The sequence below is a fragment of the Burkholderia sp. BCC1638 genome (assembly GCF_902833195.1).
GTDB lineage: Bacteria > Pseudomonadota > Gammaproteobacteria > Burkholderiales > Burkholderiaceae > Burkholderia > Burkholderia diffusa.
In genome coordinates this window covers 98,468-119,832 of record NZ_CADFEC010000013.1, presented here as the reverse complement: position 1 = coordinate 119,832, position 21,365 = coordinate 98,468, and the positions used below count along the sequence as shown (strand labels likewise).

General features: G+C 64.2%; 12 protein-coding genes, 2 tRNA genes and 1 pseudogene. 7 read left to right on the top strand and 8 right to left on the bottom strand.

Annotation, left to right across the window (positions count from 1 at the left end; genetic code table 11):
- Positions 1–6 precede the first annotated feature (6 nt).
- Together HWX22_RS17445 and HWX22_RS17440 are read right to left on the bottom strand one after the other, a co-directional pair.
- Entirely contained in the window at positions 7–801 is a 795-nt protein-coding gene (locus HWX22_RS17445) for an FkbM family methyltransferase (protein WP_175907762.1), read from the bottom strand.
- 84 nt (positions 802–885) lie between these two features.
- A complete protein-coding gene (locus HWX22_RS17440; RefSeq protein ID WP_175907759.1) occupies positions 886–2,325 on the bottom strand; it encodes a tetratricopeptide repeat protein in 1,440 nt (479 codons plus the stop codon).
- A 380-nt stretch (positions 2,326–2,705) separates the two neighbouring features.
- On the opposite strand from HWX22_RS17440, the gene HWX22_RS17435 reads away from it, so the two are divergent.
- On the top strand, positions 2,706–4,793 hold the full coding sequence (locus tag HWX22_RS17435) for a UvrD-helicase domain-containing protein (RefSeq protein WP_175916106.1): 2,088 nt from the start codon (positions 2,706–2,708) through the stop codon (positions 4,791–4,793).
- Positions 4,794–4,883: 90 nt separating this feature from the next.
- Here HWX22_RS17435 and HWX22_RS17430 read toward each other — a convergent pair whose 3' ends face one another.
- Positions 4,884–5,783 (bottom strand): c-type cytochrome, encoded by a 900-nt coding sequence (locus HWX22_RS17430; protein ID WP_175907757.1) that lies wholly within the window; start codon positions 5,781–5,783, stop codon positions 4,884–4,886.
- A gap of 252 nt (positions 5,784–6,035) precedes the next feature.
- Here HWX22_RS17430 and HWX22_RS17425 point away from each other — a divergent pair.
- Positions 6,036–6,111, top strand: a tRNA-Arg gene (locus tag HWX22_RS17425).
- A gap of 68 nt (positions 6,112–6,179) precedes the next feature.
- On the opposite strand, the pseudogene HWX22_RS17420 reads toward HWX22_RS17425, so the two are convergent.
- Positions 6,180–6,691, bottom strand: a pseudogene (locus tag HWX22_RS17420) (site-specific integrase); the annotation flags it as partial.
- Between the two features lie 381 nt (positions 6,692–7,072).
- Positions 7,073–7,615: a hypothetical protein gene (locus HWX22_RS17415; protein ID WP_175916105.1), complete on the bottom strand. Its 543-nt coding sequence runs from the start codon at positions 7,613–7,615 to the stop codon at positions 7,073–7,075.
- Between the two features lie 1,613 nt (positions 7,616–9,228).
- On the opposite strand from HWX22_RS17415, the gene HWX22_RS17410 reads away from it, so the two are divergent.
- A complete protein-coding gene (locus HWX22_RS17410) occupies positions 9,229–10,320 on the top strand; it encodes an acyltransferase (RefSeq protein ID WP_244135235.1) in 1,092 nt (363 codons plus the stop codon).
- Positions 10,321–10,615: 295 nt separating this feature from the next.
- On the top strand, positions 10,616–11,260 hold the full coding sequence (locus HWX22_RS17405; RefSeq protein ID WP_175907753.1) for a hypothetical protein: 645 nt from the start codon (positions 10,616–10,618) through the stop codon (positions 11,258–11,260).
- Between the two features lie 521 nt (positions 11,261–11,781).
- On the opposite strand, the gene HWX22_RS17400 is transcribed toward HWX22_RS17405, so the two are convergent.
- A tRNA-Met gene (locus HWX22_RS17400) sits at positions 11,782–11,858 on the bottom strand.
- A gap of 562 nt (positions 11,859–12,420) precedes the next feature.
- Positions 12,421–12,846: an RICIN domain-containing protein gene (locus HWX22_RS17395; RefSeq protein ID WP_175907751.1), complete on the bottom strand. Its 426-nt coding sequence runs from the start codon at positions 12,844–12,846 to the stop codon at positions 12,421–12,423.
- Positions 12,847–13,943: 1,097 nt separating this feature from the next.
- On the opposite strand from HWX22_RS17395, the gene HWX22_RS17390 reads away from it, so the two are divergent.
- Genes HWX22_RS17390 through HWX22_RS17380 form a run of 3 tightly spaced genes read left to right on the top strand, consistent with a single transcriptional unit; the run spans position 13,944 to position 20,885 of the window.
- The gene (locus HWX22_RS17390; RefSeq protein WP_175916104.1) at positions 13,944–15,797 is read left to right on the top strand and encodes a glycosyltransferase family 41 protein; all 1,854 of its coding nucleotides are present in this window, start codon (positions 13,944–13,946) and stop codon (positions 15,795–15,797) included.
- 47 nt (positions 15,798–15,844) lie between these two features.
- Positions 15,845–18,355 (top strand): glycosyltransferase family 41 protein, encoded by a 2,511-nt coding sequence (locus tag HWX22_RS17385; protein WP_175916103.1) that lies wholly within the window; start codon positions 15,845–15,847, stop codon positions 18,353–18,355.
- Positions 18,356–18,395: 40 nt separating this feature from the next.
- Positions 18,396–20,885, top strand: coding sequence for a tetratricopeptide repeat protein (locus HWX22_RS17380; RefSeq protein WP_175916102.1), 2,490 nt, complete (start codon positions 18,396–18,398; stop codon positions 20,883–20,885).
- A 168-nt stretch (positions 20,886–21,053) separates the two neighbouring features.
- Here the strand turns inward: HWX22_RS17380 and HWX22_RS17375 are convergent, their stop codons facing one another.
- Positions 21,054–21,353, bottom strand: coding sequence for a flagellar protein FliT (locus HWX22_RS17375; RefSeq protein ID WP_059533511.1), 300 nt, complete (start codon positions 21,351–21,353; stop codon positions 21,054–21,056).
- Between the last annotated feature and the right edge of the window lie 12 nt (positions 21,354–21,365).

Sequence of the window (21,365 nt, the reverse complement as noted above, 5' to 3'; positions counted from 1 at the left end):
GAACCGTCAGCGCGTGCGGTTCATCCGGATCACGCCGTCGGCGCCCGTCTCGAAGCTGACCTGCCGCGCGAACGACGGATGCTGTGCGACGAGCTCGTCGCCCATCGCGAACCACGTGTAGCCGAGCGTCTTCAGGTAGTCGAGCAGCGCCGCGCGCTTTTCGGAGAACCATTCGAGGTTCCAGGCCTCGAGCAGCAGCGGCGGAAAGCCGTGCCGTTCGAGGAAGGTCGTGCCGCCTTTCAGCACGTCGAGTTCGAGGCCTTCGACGTCGATCTTGATCAGCGACGGTGACTTCGGGAAGTTCAGCGTGTCGAGCCGGGCGATCGGCACGTCGCTCGGCTGCTGGCTCGCGACGGTCTCGACCGAGTTGCGGCGCAGGTTGAACTGCTCGTCGAGGGAGAAGCCGCCGATGTTGATCGAGCGCGAATAGTCGATCGCGGGCAGCGGGATGATGCCGTCCTGGTTGCCGATCGCGACGTTGAACGCGTGCACGTTCTCGAGCCGGTTCAGGAACACGTTGCCGCACAGCTGGTAATAGACGATGCGCTGCGGCTCGAACGCGTAGACCATGCCGCCCTGCGCGGCGATGCTCTTGGCGATCGGCACCGCATAGGCGCCGAGGTTCGCGCCGATGTCGAGGACCAGCGGCGCCTCCTCGTTCGCGTAGAACATCTGGCTGATGGTCAGCAGCGATGCGTCCCAGGAGCCGTTGTAATAGAGGTTCGCCGAAATCGCGTCCCGGGTCGCGAACAGCAGGTAATCGGCGTTGTCGGTCTTGACGAGGTTGACTCTGGGTAGCATGGCGCGAGGTGTCAGGGTTGTCGGGCGAAGAGGGCGGCTGCACGCATGGCGCGGCGATGCGCCGATGCTCGCCGCCGCCGTGTGTCAGGCCAGGTAGTTCGACCACTTCTGGTGTTCGCGGTAGTACTGCTCCTCCGCGTCCGTCAGGCCGGTCTCCTTGTACCAGGGCACGTGCTTGCAGGTGTAGCGGCCCGCGAACCGGACGCCGCATAGATGCGAGTCGCGGCGGAAGTAGCGTTTGTTGTAGACGGCGAACGTCGTATCGATCGGCGCGTTGTAGATCGGGTCGCCGCCCGCCGTGCTGCCGATCTGGTGGCGCCAGAAGTTCGCCTCCCATTCGAGCGTCGTGTATTGGCGGTCGCCGCAGAAGAGCGTCGTTTCCTTCATCAGCTCCGGTTGCGAGATGTCGAGCGCGAAGCCGGCCTTGCCGGTCTGGAACGCTTCGGTCGCGTCGATCAGCTCGAACAGGAATTCGGGCGGCAGCGCGTCGTTCAGTTCGAGGTCCGGATCGGTGACGCAGAAGAGGTCCGGCAGGCGCGCGTAGTTCGCGTCCGACAGGAACAGGTCGCGCGGGCCCGCGTTGCGATCCAGGCGCACGACGGTCACGTCGTCCTGCACGCTTTCCAGGAACGCGAGCATGTCCGGCGCGCTCGACGCGTTGTCGACGATCACGATGTTGCGCAGGCCGCGCGCCTTCAGCTGGGCCACCATCCGGCGCGTATAGGTCGGATTGTTGAAGGTCGGGATCAGCACCGGCACCGTGGCGACCAGGCCGCCCGCGAAATGCCGGAACTGACGGCTGCCCGGCAGCGTCGTGCAGAGCGTCGCATTCGGCACCAGGGGCAGCGCGACAGGCTGCGGCGCCGGCGCGGATTGCATCACGTGCGCCTCAAGGTCGGCGAGGTCCTGCCGGGTGTCGGCGTCGTCGGGCATCAGCGCGGCGGCCTTGCGCATCGGCGCGAGGGCTTCCGCGTGGCGCTCCTGCTGAACCAGCGTGACGGCCAGCGCCCGCCAGCCGAGCCCGACGTCGGGCATCCATTCGGTCAGCTGGGTCGCGATGCCTTCGGCCTGCGCGAATTGCCGCTTGTCGAGCAGCGCGGCGAGCGTATTCATGAATTCGGAGAGCACGGCCGCCAGCTCGTCGGCGGAGGCCGATGGCGCATCGGCCGCCGCGAGTTCGAGCGACAGCGCGTCGATGCCGTGCGTGCGGGCCTGCGCGACCAGCGCGCGCGCCGCATCCATCTGGTTGTCGCGCGTCAGCGCGTCGATGCACGCGATCCAGTAGCGCCGCTGCGACGGCTCGGTCGCCACCGCGGCCCGGAAGTGCCGCAGCGCGGCGTCGCGCCGGTCGAGCTGTTCGAGCACCGTCGCGAGGCGGAGGTGCGAATCGGCGTGTTCGGGATGCGTTTGCAGGATCTGGCGGTAGGCCTGCTCCGCGTCCTGAAGCGAGCCGGCGGCGTGAAGCGCGGCGGCGCGGGCCAGCTCGGCCTCGGAGACGGGAGCGGCGATGACGGTGTCATTCATGGCGGCGGAAATCGATGACGGCGAATGAAGGGGCGGCGGCGCGTACTCGCCGACGTTTCACGTATGTTGCCGCCGGGGGCCGCGCGACGATGGATCAAACAGAGGGGAGATTTGCTGCCTGTTCGGATGTTCGGCGTGCGTCCGCCGACGCGGGCAGCGCACGGAAAGCGCGTGGGGAAAGGATGCGGGAAAAGGGTGCCGGAAAAGGGGCGCGAAGCCCGCCGGTGTTGCGCGTCGCCACCTGGCGGCATCGTCAGCCGCCGGCCGCCGCCGACGTGTTAACATGCGCGTCCTGCCCCGCGTGTCCGCCTGCAATCCAGGCCTGCCGCGCGCGGCATCCTCCCGGCGTTCCGCCGTCAACCGCAACATCATCCGTCATCATGTCCGCAGGCCTCAACCCCGCTCAGAACGAAGCGGTGCGCTACCTCGACGGTCCCTGCCTCGTGCTCGCCGGCGCGGGCAGCGGCAAGACCCGCGTGATCACGCAGAAGATCGCGCACCTGATCGAAGCGAAAGGTTTCGAGCCGCGCCACATCGCGGCCGTCACGTTCACGAACAAGGCCGCGGCCGAGATGCGCGAGCGCGTGTCGAAGCTGCTGGAGGGCAAGACGCTCACCACGCCCGGCAAGGAAGGCCGCAAGGTGCCCGTCAATCAGCTCACCGTGTGCACGTTCCACTCGCTCGGCGTGCAGATCCTGCGTCAGGAGGCCGAGCACGTCGGCCTGAAGCCGCAGTTTTCGATCATGGATTCGGACGACTGCTTCGGGATGATCCAGGAGCAGATCGGCACCACCGACAAGGGCCTGATCCGCAAGATCCAGAGCACGATCTCGCTGTGGAAGAACGGCCTGATCATGCCCGACGAGGCGATGACGATCGCGGCCAACGAGGACGAGCACCAGGCTGCGCTGGTCTACCGCAACTACGTCGCGACGCTGCACGCGTACCAGGCGGTCGACTTCGACGACCTGATCCGCCTGCCGGCCGAGCTGTTCGCGAAGAACGAGCAGGTGCGCGACCGCTGGCAGAACAAGCTGCGCTACCTGCTGATCGACGAATACCAGGACACCAACGCGTGCCAGTACGAGCTGCTGAAGCTGCTCGCCGGCCCGCGCGCCGCGTTCACGGCAGTGGGCGACGACGACCAGGCGATCTACGGCTGGCGTGGCGCGACGCTCGAGAACCTCGCGCAGCTCGGCAAGGATTTCCCGAAGCTGCACGTGATCAAGCTCGAGCAGAACTACCGGTCGACGGTGCGGATCCTGACCGCCGCGAACAACGTGATCGCGAACAACCCGAAGCTGTTCGAGAAGAAGCTGTGGTCCGAGCACGGGATGGGCGACTCGATCACCGTCACGCCGTGCAACGACGAGGAACACGAAGCCGAATCGGTCGTGTTCCGGCTGTCCGCGCACAAGTTCGAGCGGCGCACGCAGTTCCGCGACTACGCGATCCTGTATCGCGGCAACTTCCAGGCGCGGATCTTCGAGCAGGTGCTGCGGCGTGAGCGGATTCCGTACGTGCTGTCGGGCGGCCAGTCGTTCTTCGACAAGGCCGAGATCAAGGACCTGTGCGCGTACCTGCGCCTGATCGCGAACGCCGACGACGATCCCGCGTTCATCCGCGCGGTCACGACACCGCGCCGCGGGATCGGCAACACGACGCTGGAAGCGCTCGGCTCGTTCGCGGGGCAGGCGAAGGTGTCGCTGTTCGAGGCCGTGTACATGGGCGGGATCGAGGCGCGGCTGTCCGCGCGCCAGGTCGAGCCGCTGCGGATGTTCTGCGACTTCATCCAGCGCCTGACCGACCGCGCGGACAAGGAGCCCGCGACCGTCGTGCTCGACGACATGATGGAGGCCATTCACTACGAGGCCTATCTGTACGACGCGTTCGACGAGCGGCAGGCGCAGTCGAAGTGGCAGAACGTGCTCGAATTCCTCGAATGGCTGAAGCGCAAGGGCACCAAGCCCGAGACGGAGGCCGTCGACGGCGAGGCCGACGGCTTCCACAACGCCGACGGGCTCGCCGATACCGGCAAGAACCTGCTCGGCCTGATCCAGACCGTCGCACTGATGTCGATGCTCGAAGGCAAGGAAGAGGATCCGGACGCGGTGCGCCTGTCGACCGTCCATGCGTCGAAGGGGCTCGAGTATCCGCACGTGTTCCTGGTCGGCGTCGAGGAAGGCATCATGCCGCACCGCGGCGGCAGCGAGGACGACGGCCCGATCGACAACGAGCGGATCGAGGAGGAGCGCCGGCTGATGTACGTCGCGATCACGCGCGCGCAGCGCAGCCTGCACCTGAACTGGTGCAAGAAGCGCAAGCGGGCGCGCGAGACGGTCGTGTGCGAACCGTCGCGCTTCATCCCCGAGATGGGTCTCGACGAAGCGCCGCCGCCGACGCCGGAGGAAGCGCCGATGACGCCGAAGGACCGGCTCGCGAGCCTGAAGGCGCTGTTGCAGAAGTGACGTGCGAGAGGCGGCCGGCCCGGCCGCGCCGGCAAAAGAAAACCCCCGCGATGCGCATGCGCCGCGGGGGTTTTTTCTGGCCGGCAGGCGTTACTTCGACGCGTTGACCATGTAGTCGACGGCCGCCTTCACGTCGGCGTCGGACGCGCTCGACCCGCCCTTCGGCGGCATTGCGCCCTTGCCGTGCAGCGCGTAGTTGTAGACGGTATCCATCGAGTCCTTCAGGCGCGGTGCCCAGTCCTCCTTGCTGCCGAACTTCGGCGCGCCGAGCACGCCGGCCGCGTGACACGCCTGGCAGACCTGCGTATACAGCGCCTTGCCGGCCGATGCGGCGTCGGCGCTGGTCGGCGCGGCCGCGGGCTTTTCGCCGGCCTTCGGAATCGCGGCGATTGCGGCCATTGCAGCGGCGGCCTGCGCGTTCGACGCGTCGGCGCCCGACGCGCCTGCCGCACCCGCCGCGCCGCTCGCCGCCGGCGCCGCATTGGCGGCCGGGGCAGCCGGTTCGGGGAAGTTCGCGCCGTCGTTGTTCGCCATGTAGACGATTGCGCGCGCGATTTCATAGTCGCTGACGTCGTCGGGATTCGTGCCGCCACGCGGCGGCATCGCGCCCTTGCCCGACAGCGCCGTCTTGAGCAGCGTGTCGAAGCCTTGCGAGATGCGTGGTGCCCAGTCGTCCTTGTTGCCGAACTTCGGCGCGCCGGCGGCGCCCGTGCCGTGACACGTCACGCACACGGCCTTGTAGACTTCCTCGCCGGTCTTGTACGTGCGGGGCGCGTTGGCGTCTTTCACGTCGACCTTCGCGAGCGGCGCGATCCGCGCGGCGACCTGTTCGTCCGATAGCGCGTCCGTGCCGGCGCCCGAGCGGAAGGCGTGGTTGGCATAGGTGGCAAACAGGACGATCAGGGCGATCGGAATCGCGAATGATGCGATGACGACGGCAATCAGCTGCCCGGGGGTTTTGACGGGAGATTCGTGGGGTGCTTCGCTCATGCTTGCCTCGTCTCCGTGAATAGGAATTGTGAGCGCGGTGCAACGGCAAAATGGCAGTCCAATGAAGCACGGACGATTATAGACGGAACGTTTACATCACGGCGAGCGGCGCGAAGGCGCGTGTTTACCCGCACGAATGGGGGCGTGACGGGGATTCTGCGGGCAAGGTGGACGCTTCATGGGAAACCGGGTATCCTTGCCGTCTTGCCAATGGTGGGCGGCCGGTTTATTGGGGTCGTTTCACTGTCACACGCGCCCGTAGCTCAATGGATAGAGTACTGCCCTCCGAAGGCAGGGGTTGCTGGTTCGATCCCAGCCGGGCGCGCCAAAAAGCCTGATCAGGCTTTCAGCGGTTTCGCTACTTCATCGTGTTCCCCCGGTACAGTGAAATTACAGTTAGCCGGCTGCGGTCAGCAGTGTTTCCGGCGGCGCTGACGCTGTTTCGCGCGACAGTTCGATGACCTGGGCAATAGGCAGATGTGGCTGTACCCACTGCGCCAGGTGAGCGGCCGACAGGTGTGCATAGCGCTGCACCATTTCGAGCGTTTCCCACCCACCCAACTCCTCAAGACCTGCAACGGCGTGCCGCGCTGGACGTGCCAGCTCGCCCAGGTGTGCCGCAGATCGTGCCAGCGGAAATCACGGATGCCGGCGCGGTTCAGCGCCTTGCTCCACGCGGCCGTCACGGTCTGATACACCGGCCGGCCCTGGTACACGAACACGCTGTCGACGAACTCGGGTGCCCGCTTCTTTGCACGCTGGCGCAGTAGGACTGCAATGGCCGTATCGGACAGCGGAACGGTGATCGCCTTCTTTGCCTTCGCCTGGTCCGGATGAATCCAAGCGACGCGCCGCACGATGTCGACCTGCGACCACTGCAACCCGGTCACGTTCGAGCGCCGCAGACCCGCTTCGCCGAGCTGAATGACTGGCTTGGCGAGGCGGTTGTGGCGTTTGACGACTATGAGATTCCGCCAGCACCAGTCCCGAAAAAAGAGCAATGAACTGATCTGATTTACCAGGTTCACTTGAGAAGTTCGCACATTCAGCTTCTTTTGTCATATTTTGCACGATTATTTTTTCAGGGCGATGTTGCTTCATCGATATAATCGCAATGGAAAAAGCATATACGAAAGACGTTGTGATGCGCCCCCCCACTAGCCGAAGCGGTAGTGCGGCATTATGGAGTACACTCCGTCAGTGCTTAGTCCGTTTCGGCGACATAAAATATAAATCGTAATTCCCGATGGGTTGGCGTGCTGCGTGGAAGTTAATTATGTGAAATCAGATCACTTAACCACTCGTACATAAACGCTGTTGTAAGCGATGACATTTCCATTTTTGTAGACATACGTAATTTCTCCAAATGTTGAATTCATGAGAGTCTGGTTGCTTGCGTATGCTGGCCCGGGCTGTTGGACGAGCAGTCCAGGTGCTTTTACTTGAAAAAGCCAGCCGGTCTGATTCAAGCTCCACATATTTGAAACGTTATTGGTCACATCTTGCCGTTTGCCATCACTAGTAATGAGCGTGATTTTTAATTGGACGCTTCCACCTTTGGGAAGACGAATGCTGTTCTGCTCGATGAATTGGCGTGTTGTCGCTGCGTCGTTAATTCCCTCTGCCATGAGTTCGACCTCGCCTTTGTGAACGACGCCGTTAATGCTAATTTCAAGTAAAGCGTTCGGCTGATCATTGTTAGGCTGGGAAAATGAGGGGTTGACTGCCACAAAGAATGCTGCGGAAAACAAAAACTTTGAGAGCATGTTTATTGTCTTGGTCATGGTGTTAGTTGGATTCAATGGGAAGGTTGTTTTGAGTTCGATGCGCAATGCAGGATGCTCGTACGGAGTCGCGCAGATATTGCACAATTTGGTTGGCAACATTTCCCATGCCTGGTATAGGGTTTGCATCCTTTACGCATTTGTTGATAACGTTTCCAATTGAATTCCAGTCGGATTCGGTGCCGCATCCATTCTTGTTTAGAGAGTTTTGAAGATCGTTTTCAATGTGATACTTTGCCATATGGCCTTCGCACCACTTTTCTCTGATGAATTGAGGGATTCCGCTAGAAAGAAATTTACAGTTTTGCAAGACTTGTGGCCATTGTCCACTCTTTCGAATGAACGGGTCGACAAAATCGGGGACCACAGCATCGAGCCACTTCTGATTCTGTAATGTCGACTTGTTAATGCAGGCATCTTTGGCAATGCAGGTTTGGTTGTTGATAAATCCATTGGAAGTCGCGCCAGCGGGCCTGTCCAATTGACCGAGTTTCGCGACGGATGAATAACACAAGTCTCCGCAATAGTCATTGATGTATGTTATGGTGGCTGTGCAGTACGAGGAGCCCATTCCAACATTGGCGGTGGATGCGGTAAGTCTGCAAGACGGTTCTCCGGGGATTGCCTTTGTTTTTTCGAAAATGGGTAACAAGTGCTGTTTCCTACCGCAGCAGTCGAGTTTAGGGGGAGAAGTGCGACGAGTGCTGTTGCTGTAGCGTACTTAATTTTATTTATCATTTATGGCGGCATTCCTGATGGCATTTAAAAATGCGATGAAGATTGGGGATTAATCCAAAATCAGGGTATCGAAGAGGGTGGCCGATTGATATGAGACGAGTCAGATATTTTGGTGGGCGATTGGTGAAGAGTGAGTGGGTATGAGGCAATCACGATGGCGATCCAGACGATTTCGCACTTGACCCGCTGGCGACCTCGCGCATTAGCGCTAGTCGAATTCATGCGACAGGGCTGTGTACCGGGCAACCGGTCGCAGCCCTTTTTTGTGTCTGGCGGTGGCACGAATAGAGGTGCTATTGCCGTTTGTTGGTTTGGTGTGCGGGAGGGGCGGTCGCCTTAAGGCCGGTGTCCTCGCGCGGTTGTCGTGCTGTCCGGCAGGGGCCGGAGAGGTGAGGATGGGGTATGGGGCGGGGCTATGCCGCATCGGCCGCCGCGCAGTCCCCTCCCCGCCTGCGGGCTTCGCTTGACAGGGTGGTTTTAATGCACCCGGCTACTAGGCTCGACGGCCCTTGTGGTGTGGAATTTCGGGCGTTTTCCCGTGCGCGGAAATCATGCGTTTTGATGCGCGACGATGCGAATCGATGCGTCGTCGCGCGCAGTTGTGACCCTGCCCCACCTGCCCGCAAAAACGAGTGGATTTTGTGCACGCATGCACAGGCAGCACAGGGCCGGCCGGCACGGGCCGCGCGGCGATCGGCGGGACGTTTCTTCTATGCACCTTTATGCGCCCTGGTTATGCAGTCTCTGTGTTTCGTGGCCTGCTTTCGGCGGTTCGGCCATAATCGCCGCTCACGCGGCACCGGCTTCGTGCAGTAAGAGCCTGCCCTCCAAGTGCCAGCCGGCCGCGCAAGCGGCGTATGGGGATGGCCGGTGTTTGCGTGAGCGTCGGGCCGACGCGTTCTCAATTCCAACAAGATTCGACCGTGAAGTTTTCCCGAATTCCCGAGCTTGACCTGCTCCGCTTCCTTGCTGCCATCGCCGTTGTGTTCTTTCACTATGCCTTTCGAGGCTACGCCGGCGACGACCTGACGACCATGCACTATCCGGCGCTCGAGCCGATCGCGCAGTACGGATTTCTGGGCGTGCACCTGTTTTTTATGATCAGCGGCTTTGTGATCCTGATGACGGCGGGCGACGGAAGCATCAAGCGCTTCATCGCGTCACGCGCATCTCGCCTCCTACCCGCGTTCTGGGTCTGCTGCACGATCACTTTTTTCGTGACGCTCGCGATCGGCGGCGATCGATTCACCGCGACGTGGCCGCAATACCTGGTGAACCTGGCGACGCTCGGCGGTGGCTTCGGCGCCGATCCGATCGACGGCGCGTACTGGTCGCTCGGCGCGGAGCTGCGGTTCTACCGCCTGGTCGGCATTCTGCTCATCATCGGCCAGATCCATCGCGCCGAGCGCTGGCTGTTCGTTTGGCTCGTCGCGACCGTGCTTGTGAACCTGTTCCCCATCATCAAGCTCAAGGGCTTTCTGGTGACGGACTATGCTGGATTCTTCATCGCCGGCGCTGCGTGCTTTCTCATCCGCGCACGCGGCCTGTCGCGATCGCGCATCGCGCTCGTCTGCGCCGCCTGGGCGCTCTCGCTCTATCACGAATTCCAGCTCCTGCCGTACTTCAGCGAGAACTTCGGGAAGCCTCTGAATCCGGTGGTCGTAGCGGCCGCGATGACCTCGTTTTTTGTTGTGATGCTTACGCTCGCGTTGCGCCACAGGCCGATGCTCAACAGCTCGCGATGGGTTTGGTTCGGTGCGGTCAGCTATCCGCTGTACTTGATCCATCAGAACGTCGGCTACATGCTGTTCAACGAAGTCGGTGCGGCCGTCGACCAAGTCGTACTGTTTTGGGGTGTAGTCGTCGCGGCGATCGGGGCCGCACTGCTTGTGCACGTTGCGATTGAGCGTCCCGCAGCTGCGCCGCTGAAGCGGGGCGCGTTGTACGTGCTCGGCGCAATGTGGCGCCGTATGCCTGTGCGCATTTCGCGCTGGCAGCAGGAACCTCGCCCATAATGAGCAATCACACCGCGCCGACTTTGTGTAGTGAGAGGTTGCCCCCGAGCGCCTGACGGTCGCGCGAGCGACGTAGGGTAAAAGTCGGGGCTCGCGTCACTAGACGAACGGTCGCACCACATGGGGGACTGCATGGCGAACGAAGTCGATTCGAATAACGACGCGGAGGCTTACGGGAAAAGCATCGCCGCGCTCATCGATGCGCTTGGCTTGCCCGCGGGCTTCTTCAAGTCGATCTACGAAGAGCGTGATTGGGTCGTTCGTAATTCAACTGCACGCGCTCATAGAGGGGACATTGAATCATGCGATCGAGAAGAAGATAGGGACGGAACTAGAGTCTATTTTCCGCCGCATGCCAATGTCTGGCCCTACAGGGAGGATTGCGGTCGCGACGAAGCTGGGTTTGCTCGAGTTTTCGGATGCAACTGCCTACCTCAAAATCCTGGGCCAGATGCGAAACGCGTGTGCGCACGGTATCCGGAATGCCGTCGATTTCACGATCGAGGGTTGGATCGAGGCGCAGCCCCACCCAGAACGGATCATCATGGATTTATGTGGTGGCCGTGACGCGGCTGCAGAGGTCATAACGCTTGGAGGCAAGGCGGTCGAGCGCGGTACATTCGCACGCCAGAATCCCAAGCTCGTGCTGTACTGGCTGGGCGGGATGCTCATCGGCGAACTTTACGAAGTGGCCGAAATGGCCGCATGGGAGCGGGAAAAGGCCGATATTCTGGAGAAGATGTGGCAGCTTCAGCGGGCACATAACGAACTCATCGCGCGTTGCTCAACGCCAGTCAAGCCGATGGGTCTGTTTCAGCTCCTGGGTGAATTGTCGACCCCCACCGACGAGTCAGGTAAGCCGGCGGAAACGGCAGTTCAGGCGCGGCCGGCGCATCCGGCGAGGCGGCGGCCTGAATGCGACGAAGCGGGCGAACATTGAATTCCTGCGCGGTTCAGTTGTGGCGCGAACCCCGCGCGTCACTACAGTGGAATTTCAGTTTGACTGAGCTTGTGCAGCCCTGAATGACCTTGTGTAGCCTTGGTTTTACCTTTTGCGAGTCGTGCAAGGCATTGATTTCAAACACGTTATGACGGGCCGATAAAACTCCGAAGGCAGGGGTTGCTGGTTCGATCCCAGCCGGGCGCGCCAAGCCTAGTAAGGCTCTCAGCAGTTTTATTCCTCGAATTGATCTTCCGCCATGCTCCGCTAGGGCTGCATGAGGGCAAAACCTGCGCGCGTGTGCGATGCCGGTCCATTTGCCGATCACCGAACATCAGCTCGACGATACAGTCGTCAAGCGGTAGCACGAGTGAAAAGCCCCGCGCGGGGCGGGGCTTGGTTTAGTGGGTCGACAGCCTCTATATCCGAGATGTCGGCGAGTAAGGTGCATCATTCAGACACACAGCGCTCTGGCGCGAAAGCAAAAAGCCCGCTTGCTTTCGCATAGCGGGCTTCGATGTTGGTTGCGGGGATAGGATTTGAACCTATGACCTTCGGGTTATGAGCCCGACGAGCTGCCAGACTGCTCCACCCCGCGGCACGGATTGTAATCACAATGCGGCGCTGCGTCAAAGTGTGTCGGCACCTGTTACTCATCCTCCTACTTGTCGCGGTTACTGACGAAGAGACGCGGAGGAGCAGATGGCGAGAATCGGCTGGCCGCGTTTTTCGCCCGCTTGGCCTGCTCGTCCTTCTTGCCGGCTTCACCTTCCTTCGCGTAGAGGGAAGGGCAATAGCGGCAGCAGCGCGAACTTCGACCGCCGTAGCCTCAACACGGTCAAGCACCACGCCCTGAAGCAGCGTCAACACGTCACAATCTCCCATCGGAAGGGGAACAGCTTTCGTGCGCTTGCCAAATGGCCTGATCAGGCTTCCAGCGAATTTCCCCGTTCGTCGTGTTCCGTCGCGCAGCTGGATTGCAGCGTGCGCCAGCGTTTCCCGCTAATCCGCGACGAACCAAAAAAGAAGCCCGCCGAACGGAGTTCAGCGGGCTTTCGTCGCGCGCGGCGCATTCGATGTCTCCCCGGTGCAACCAATCCAGACGACGCGCGAGCCGCGAAAGCCGCGCGCCGCGAGCGGGGCCGGCCGCGATCCGCGGGTTACTCGAACGACTTCAGGTTGTTCAACGGAACCAGACGCCACTGTTGGGCCGGCGAGCCGTTGATCGGATATAGCCAGAGCGGATTCCCGTTGCTGACGACACGGCCCTTGTCGTCGAGACACAGGCTTTCGTCGGCCCGCGGCACGATGTATCCGGGATGAGAGAAGAAGTCCCACTGGATCGCGGCGGGGGTCGGCTTGAGCCGCAGCAGGGCTTCCGGCGCGATTCGGTCCGCGCCGATCGCAAGCACGCCGCCGCTCCCGTTCAACGAGATGATGCCCGTGTCGAAGTTGACATCCCAGAATGCATAGCGAGGCGGCAGCCCGTTCTTGCTTCGCAGTACGACTCCGCTGTCCTGCGACTGATCGGTCACGCCAATCACATAAGTCGGATCTTGAGCATATTCAATAATATAGACGCCCATTTTTACTCTCCTGATCGATCTTCGAAAATTCACCCCGTCGATGCGGTATTCGCCGGGCTTTAATGGGCTCGGCAAGCGAATATTAGGCGGAGGATTGAAAAATGCTACCTGTCACATATCGCAGGATTTGGGATTGTAAATAATTGATGTGACTCTTGATTTTAATTGATGACGGTTTTAAATAAATTTGGGCTGCAATTAAATTATTGGTTGAAGTTTTTGGGTGGAATTGAAAATTAAGTATGTGCTTGATTTAACGGTGTTAAGGTGGCGGAGTGTCGGGTTTGTGGTGCGCGCTTCCCGTGTTTGTTGCTGATGTGTATTCCAATAGTGAGCCGCATGTGTGAACTGAGCGGGTGATGCATTATTTTGGTGATGGGATCTGTAACAAAATCATCGTTTTTGTCGTTGGGTGGGGCGACTCAAGTACAAAAATTCACCGTGGCCGCAAAAGCGGCACGTGAAAGCAAGCCACCCGCCGCAGTTTCATCTTCGCTTTTGTTTTCGTCGCCATGATCATGCGACTTGTTGTCCTTCTCCAGTCGCTTCTCGGTTTTTTTGCCTCGATTCCAGCACGACCAGCAGCCGCGACGGATGTTCGTCGAGCACCTGACGTCATTGCGAGCTGCCCGCGACACGATCGGCCGCCGGCTCGTTCGGCGCGGTCAACATCGACAAGCCGGTCAACGAGACCGCGAAACCTGAACCTGATCGGCCACGCGCTCGCGCGCATCGTGCCGGTATCGCACGGTCCGCGCACGTGCCGGCCGCCGAGTCGCCGAGTCGCCAGACCGCCCCCGAGACGCCACCCCGCCTCGCGATGCGGCGAATTACGGGTGTTTTGCTCGACTGATCGTCCCTTCGAAACACAGCGAACGTCGCGACAATATCCGCGAGTTTCCTGCCGTCGGCGCCGACGCGCCGGCGTGTCCGCGCCTGCCTTTCATGCGACCCGGCGCCCCCCGGCCTGACGGCGGGGGCGCCGGCTGTCGCACGCCGGAAGCGCCGTCCGGGCATCGTCCGGGGCAGTCGCCCGGGCGGCCGGTTCGTCATCCATGCCTATCGCAGACCCAGCGGACCCAGCGGAAGCCCCGCCTATGAATGAAAACCTCCTCGAACGCGGATACCTGTCCGGCGGCGTACGGGAACCGTCCGACGGCCCGTCCGGCGCGGACACGCCAGTCGAGGCGCTGCTGGCGTCCGCGCTGGACCATTACGACGCGGGCCGGCTCGACGCTGCAGAGCGTCTGTGCCGGCAGGTGCGGCAGCGCGAGCCCGAGCGGGCCGAGGCGCTGCACGTGCACGGGCTGGTCGCGTTTCGCCGCGGCGACTTCGACGCTGCCGTCGCGGCGATCGCGGACGCGATCCGGCGCGATCCGCAGGCACGCTATTACTACAACCTGGGCACCGTGATGGCCGCGCACAACCGGCCCGCGGCGGCGGCCGAGTGCTTCCGGCAGGCGCTCGCGCTGCAGCCGGACGATGCGGACGCGTACAACAACCTCGGCAACGCGTTGCGCACGCTGAAGGATTGCGAAGGCGCGGTGGAGGCGCTGGGCACGGCGATCCGGCTGCGGCCCGACCACGCGCAGGCCTACAACAATCTCGCGAACGCGATGCTCGATGCGGGCGAACTGGAGGCCGCGCTTGAAGGCTACCGCGCCGCGATCGCGTTGCGGCCAGATCTGCTCGAGCCGCACGACAACCTGCTGTTCGCGTTGAATTACAGCGCGGCCGCCGCGCCGCACGTTCATTTCGATGCCGCGCGGCATTACGGCGCGCAGGCCGCCGCGCGAGCGGTGCCGTACCGCTCGTGGCCGACGGCAGATGGCGCGAGACCGCTGCGGGTCGGCATCGTATCGGGCGACCTGAAGCATCATCCGGTCGGCTATTTCCTCGAAAGCGTGCTGCGCGCGACCGATCGCACGCGCGTGGTGTTCGTCGCGTATCCCACCCGCGATGTCGAGGACGACCTGACACAGCGGCTGCGCCCGCTGTTCGCGGGCTGGACGAGCCTCGCCGCGCTGAGCGACGAGGCCGCGGCCCGGCGAATTCGCGACGATGCGATCGACATCCTGATCGACGCGGCGGGCCACACGATCTTCAACCGGCTCGCGCTGTTCGCGTGGAAGCCGGCGCCGGTGCAGGTGTCGTGGATCGGCTATGTCGCGACCACCGGGCTCGACGCGATCGATTACGTGCTGGGCGATCGCCACGTGCTGCCGGCCGACGAGGAAGCGCATTTCGTCGAGCGGCCGTGGCGCCTGCCCGACAGCTACCTGTGCTACACGCCGCCGCGCGACGCGATCGTGCCGGGCCCGCTGCCGCAACTGGCCGGCGGCGCGGTGACGTTCGGCTATTTCGGCAAGCTCGGGAAGATGAGCGACGCGGTCGTGCGCGTGTGGTCGCGGGTGCTCGCGGCGGTGCCCCGGTCGCGGCTGCTGCTCAAGGCGAGCGAGCTGGCCGGCGCGTACGCGGTGCGCCGCACGCGCGAGCGGTTCGCGCAGCACGGCATCGATCCGGCGCGGCTGCTGCTCGAGCCGAATGCGCCGCGCGGCGAATACCTGGCGTCGTACCGTCGCGTCGACGTGATGCTGAGCCCGTTCCCGTATTCGGGCGGCACGACCACCGCCGATGCGTTGTGGATGGGCGTGCCCGTGCTCGGCATCCGGGGCGACCGGTTCGTCACGCACATCTGCGAAAGCCTGCTGCAGACGGTCGGCCTGGCCGATTGGGTCGCGCGCGACGAAGACGACTACGTCGCGAAGGCCGCGGCCTTCGCGACCGATCCGGCGCAACTGCGGCTGCTGCGGACCGGCCTGCGCATGCAGTTGATCGCATCGCCGCTGTGCAATGCGCCGCGCTTCGCGCGGCATCTCGAGGACGCGTTCCACGGAATGTGGGCCCGTCGCGCGGACCGGGCCGGCGACATCGCCCGCCCGCTCGACTGACTCATCGACCGGACCGCGCGCGAACGACGCAACGACGAAACGACGACATGCAACAGACCACGGACATTCTCGGCGCCGCACTGGCGCATCACCAGGCGGGCCGGCTGGGCGACGCGAAGGCGGGCTACGAGCAGCTGCTCGCGCGCGAGCCCGCGCATCCGGACGCGCTGCATTTTCTCGGGCTGCTGACCTGTCAGGCAGGGCAGCCGGAAGAGGGGATCGCGCTGATGCGCCGCTCGATCGACGCGTATCCGAGCGCGATCTATCACAACAATCTGGGCAACGCGCTGCGCGAGCGAGGCCGGCTCGACGATGCGATCGCTCAGTACCGCGAAGCGGTGCAGCGACAGCCGGACTACGCGGAAGCGCACAACAACCTGGGCGATGCGCTGCGCGAGGCGCGACAGCCGGATGCGTCGATGCAGCACTGCGCGCAGGCGATCGCGCTGCGGCCGGACTATGCGCAGGCATACAACAACCTGGGCAACGCGCTGAAGGATATGGGGCAAGCGGATGCGGCGGTGCTCGCATACGGGAAGGCGATCGAGCATGACCCGCGCTACGCGGACGCGTACAACAATCTCGGCAACGTGCTGACGACGCAGCGCAAGTTCGACGCGGCGGTGGACAGCTACCGCGCGGCCGTCGCGTTGGCCCCGGCCAGCCCGATCGCGCACCGCAATCTCGGCGCGGCGCTGCTTGCGCGCGGCGACCGCGACGAGGCGATCGCGACCTTGCGCCGTCTCGTCGAACTGGCGCCCGCCGACGCGCAGGCGCGCGTCGATCTCGGTACCGCGCTGCGCGACGCAGGGCTGGCCGACGCGGCGATCGAGCATTTCGAGCGCGCCGCGGAACTGTCGCCGTTGCGCGCCGACGCGCACGCGGGCCTGGCCGAGGTGCTGTACCGCCGGCGGCAGACGGCGCGTGCGGCCGAGTGCATGACGCGTGCGCTCGAGCTGGCGCCCGATCACGGTCCCGCCTATCGCATGCTCGGCGACATGTATCACGATCTGGGCAAGTACGACGCGTCCGTCATGTGCTACCGGGCCGCGACCGAACTCGATGCGAACGACGTCGACGCGCATCATCGCTGCGCGATGGTGCTGCTGAAGCAGAACTGCGCCGACGACGCGCTGCATCACGCGCGCGCGGCGCTCGCATTGAACGACCGCGCGGCGCCCGCGCACATGACGCTCGGCGACGTGCTCGGCATGCTCGGCGATGTGGATGGCGAACTCGCGCATTACCGCCGCGCGGTCGAGCTCGACGTGACGAATCCGGTCCTGCACGACCGGCTGATCTTCGCGCTCGCCACGCATCCGTCGATCGACCAGGAAGAGACGCGCCGTGCCGCACGGCATTTCGGCGAACACGTCGAAGCCGATGCACGGCCGCTCGCGCATGTCGACACCGGCGCGCGCCCGTCGGGCGGGCGACTGCGCATCGGCTGGGTGTCGGGCGACCTGGTGACGCATCCGGTTGGCATTTTCCTCGAAGGCGTGCTGGCGCATCTCGATCGACACCGGCTCGAATTGATTGCCTATCCGACGTCGGCGGCGGAAGACGACACGACCGCGCGCCTGAAACCGTATTTCGACGCGTGGCATCCGTTTCTCGACCTGTCGGACGAACAGGCGGCGCAGCGGATTCGTGCGGATGGCATCGACGTCCTCGTCGACCTGTCGGGCCACACGGCGCTAAACCGGCTCGGCGTGTTCGCATGGAAGCCCGCGCCGGTGCAGGTCACGTGGATCGGCTTCTTCGCGTCGACGGGGCTGCGCGCGATCGACTACGTGCTGGGCGACCGGCACGTGCTGCCGGCCGACGAGGAAGCGCATTTCGTCGAGCGGCCGTGGCGGCTGCCCGACAGCTATCTGTGCTTCACGCCGCCGCATCCGGCGGTCGACGTCGGTCTGTTGCCGCAACGCGAGAACGGTGTGACGACGTTCGGCTATTTCGGCAAGCTCGGGAAGATGAACGATGCGGTCGTGCGCGTGTGGTCGCGCGTGCTTGCCGCGGTGCCGGGCGCGCGGCTGTTCCTGAAGGCGGGCGAGCTCGACGGCGCGCATGCGGTGCGCCGGACGGTCGAGCGGTTCGCCCGCCACGGGATCGACGCGAGCCGGCTGGTGATGGAAGGCCGCTCGCCGCGCGCCGATTACCTGACGGCCTATCACCGCGTCGACATGATGCTGAGCCCGTTTCCGTACCCGGGCGGCACGACCACGGCCGAGTCGCTGTGGATGGGCGTGCCGGTGCTCGGGATGAAGGGAGCGCGGTTCGTCACGCACATTTGCGAGAGCGTGCTGCAGACGGTCGGCCTCGGCGACTGGATCGCCCATGACGAAGACGACTACGTCGCGAAGGCCGTGGCCGCCGCGGCCGATCCGCAGCGGCTCGGTGTGCCGCGGCAGGCATTGCGCGCGCGGCTGCTCGCGTCGCCGCTGTGCGACGCGCCGCGCTTCGCGAAACATCTCGAGGAGGCGTTTCACGGGATGTGGATGGACAGGACGAACGCGGGCGCCGACGAGCGGGCCGCAGCGGGCGACGAACGGAATTGAGCCGCCCGGCAGGGCGGCGCGCGAACGACGAAACGACGACATGCAACAGACCACGGACATTCTCGGCGCCGCACTGGCGCATCACCAGGCGGGCCGGCTGGGCGACGCGAAGGCGGGCTACGAGCAGCTGCTCGCGCGCGAGCCCGCGCATCCGGACGCGCTGCATTTTCTCGGGCTGCTGACCTGTCAGGCAGGGCAGCCGGAAGAGGGAATCGCGCTGATGCGCCGCTCGATCGACGCGTATCCGAGCGCGATCTATCACAACAATCTGGGCAACGCGCTGCGCGAGCGAGGCCGGCTCGACGATGCGATCGCTCAGTACCGCGAAGCGGTGCAGCGACAGCCGGACTACGCGGAAGCGCACAACAACCTGGGCGATGCGCTGCGCGAGGCGCGACAGCCGGATGCGTCGATGCAGCACTGCGCGCAGGCGATCGCGCTGCGGCCGGACTATGCGCAGGCATACAACAACCTGGGCAACGCGCTGAAGGATATGGGGCAAGCGGATGCGGCGGTGCTCGCATACGGGAAGGCGATCGAGCATGACCCGCGCTACGCGGACGCGTACAACAATCTCGGCAACGTGCTGACGACGCAGCGCAAGTTCGACGCGGCGGTGGACAGCTACCGCGCGGCCGTCGCGCTGAACCCGGGCCGGGCAATCGTGCACGGCAATCTCGGCACCGCGCTGCTCGCACGCGGCGACCTCGACGAATCCATCGCGACGCTGCGCCGGGCGGTCGAACTCGATCCGCTGGATCCGCAGGTCCACAACTGTCTCGGCAGTGCGCTGCGTGAAGCGGGCCGGAACGACGAAGCGATCGAGCATTTCGAACGGGTTGTCGAGCTGTCCGGCGGCGACGTCGACGCACACCTCAACCTGAGCCGGGCGCTGAAGAGCCAGAACCGGATCGAGGAGTCCGTCGAGGCCGGCAAGCGGGCCATCGAGCTGGATCCGCGCCGCGCGGAAGGCTATGTGAACCTGGCCCACGCGTATTACTGGCTGGACCGCGTCGACGACGCGATCGTGCAGTACCGGCATGCGCTCGAATTCGATCCGGATTCGGCGGACATTCACCAGAACCTGTCGATCGCGCTGTGCCAGGCGCGGCGCGTCCATGAAGCGCTGGAAAGCGCGCATGCCGCCGTCGCACTCGAACCCGGCACCGCGCGCCGGCACGCGCATCTCGCGGACGTGCTGCGCAAGACCGGCGACGTCGACGCGGCGATCCGGTGCTATCGCCGCGCGCTGGAGTGCGATCCCGACAATCCGGGCACCTACACGTCGCTGCTGTTCTGCCTCGCGGGCCAGACCAGCTTCGACCCGGATGCGTACCTGGCGGATGCGCGCGTGTTCGGCGCGCGCATGTCGATGCACGCGCAGCCGTGGAGGCACCGGCCGGCGCCGCTGAACGGGCGCAGGTTGCGTGTCGGCTTCGTGTCGGGCGATTTCCGGCGGCACCCGGTCGGCATCTTTCTCGAAAGCGTGGTCGCGCATCTCGATCGGTCGCGGCTCGAACTGGTCGCGTTCACGACGTTCGACACCGAGGACGACTACACCGCGCGGCTGAAGCCGCATTTCGACGGCTGGCATCGCATCACGGATCTCGGGACGGAGCAGACGGCCCGACGCATCTATGACGAGCGGATCGACGTGCTTGTCGATCTGGCCGGGCATACGGCGCACAACCGGCTGCCTGCCTTTGCATGGAAGCCGGCGCCGATCCAGGTGAGCTGGCTCGGCTTTTTCGCGTCGACCGGCATCGCGGAGATGGACTATTTCCTCGGCGATGAGCACGTGCTGCCGGCCGCCGAGGAAGCGCACTTCGTCGAGCGGCCGTGGCGGCTGCCGGACAGCTACCTGTGCTTCACGCCGCCGCCGTACGACGTGCAGGTCGGCCCGCTGCCGATGCTGCGCAACGGGCACATCACGTTCGGTTGCTTCGGCAAGCTCGTCAAGGTGACCGACGACGTGGTGCGCGTCTGGTCGCGCCTGCTGCACACCGTGCCGGGCGCGAAGCTGCTGCTCAAGGCGTATGAACTCGCGGTCGAGGACATCTGCGATGCGACGCGCGCGCGCTTCGCGGCGCACGGCATCGACGCCGACCGCCTGATCCTCGAGCAGGGCTCGTCGCGCGACGCATACTTCGCTGCGTACAACCGCGCGGACGTGATGCTGAGCCCGTTCCCGTACCCGGGCGGCACGACGACGGCCGAGTCGCTGTGGATGGGCGTGCCGGTGCTCGGGATGAAGGGAGAGCGGTTCGTCACGCACATCTGCGAGAGCCTGCTGCATGCGGCCGGTCTCGGCGACTGGATCGCGAGCGACGAAGCGGACTACATTGCGAAGGCCGTCGCGTTCTCCCGCGATCGCGGCGAGCTCGCGGCGATGCGTGCCGGGTTGCGTCAGCAGATGCAGCGTTCGCCGCTCGGCGACGCGAAGCGGTTCGCCCGCCACCTCGAGGACGCGTTCCACGGCATGTGGGACGTGTGGCTCGCCGGCACACCGGACGACGCGCCGGCGCGGTAACGGCCGCGGCCGGCCCGGCGCCGCGCCGCCGGGCATCGCGGCGCGGTGCGGCGAGGTGCGCCGCATGCGGACATTCCCAAAAAAAAGAAGCCGCATCGCTGCGGCTCTTCGAGGAGAGCGCCCTCGCGGGCGTCGTTGTTGTTCTCGTTCGTTACGCGTCGGTGCGGTTCAGCCGAGCATCCCGGTCGACTGATAACGCGATGCCGCGTCGATGCGCTGCAGCGCCAGCCGATGATTCGTCATCAGCCGCTCGCGGCCGGCCTTCGCCTGTTCGGTGATGATCGCGTCGAGCCGCTGGATCTCGCGGACGATCGCGAGCGCATCCGGCGTCTGGTCCGCGTCGAGCGACATCAGCAGCGTCGCGCGTTCGTCCACGAGCGCGGCGGCGCGCTCCCATGCGTCGTGCGAGACGGCGTCCGCGAGCGCGTGCGTGAGCGCCAGCGCGCGTGTCAGCGAAGTGTGTTCCATGGCGAGTAGTCC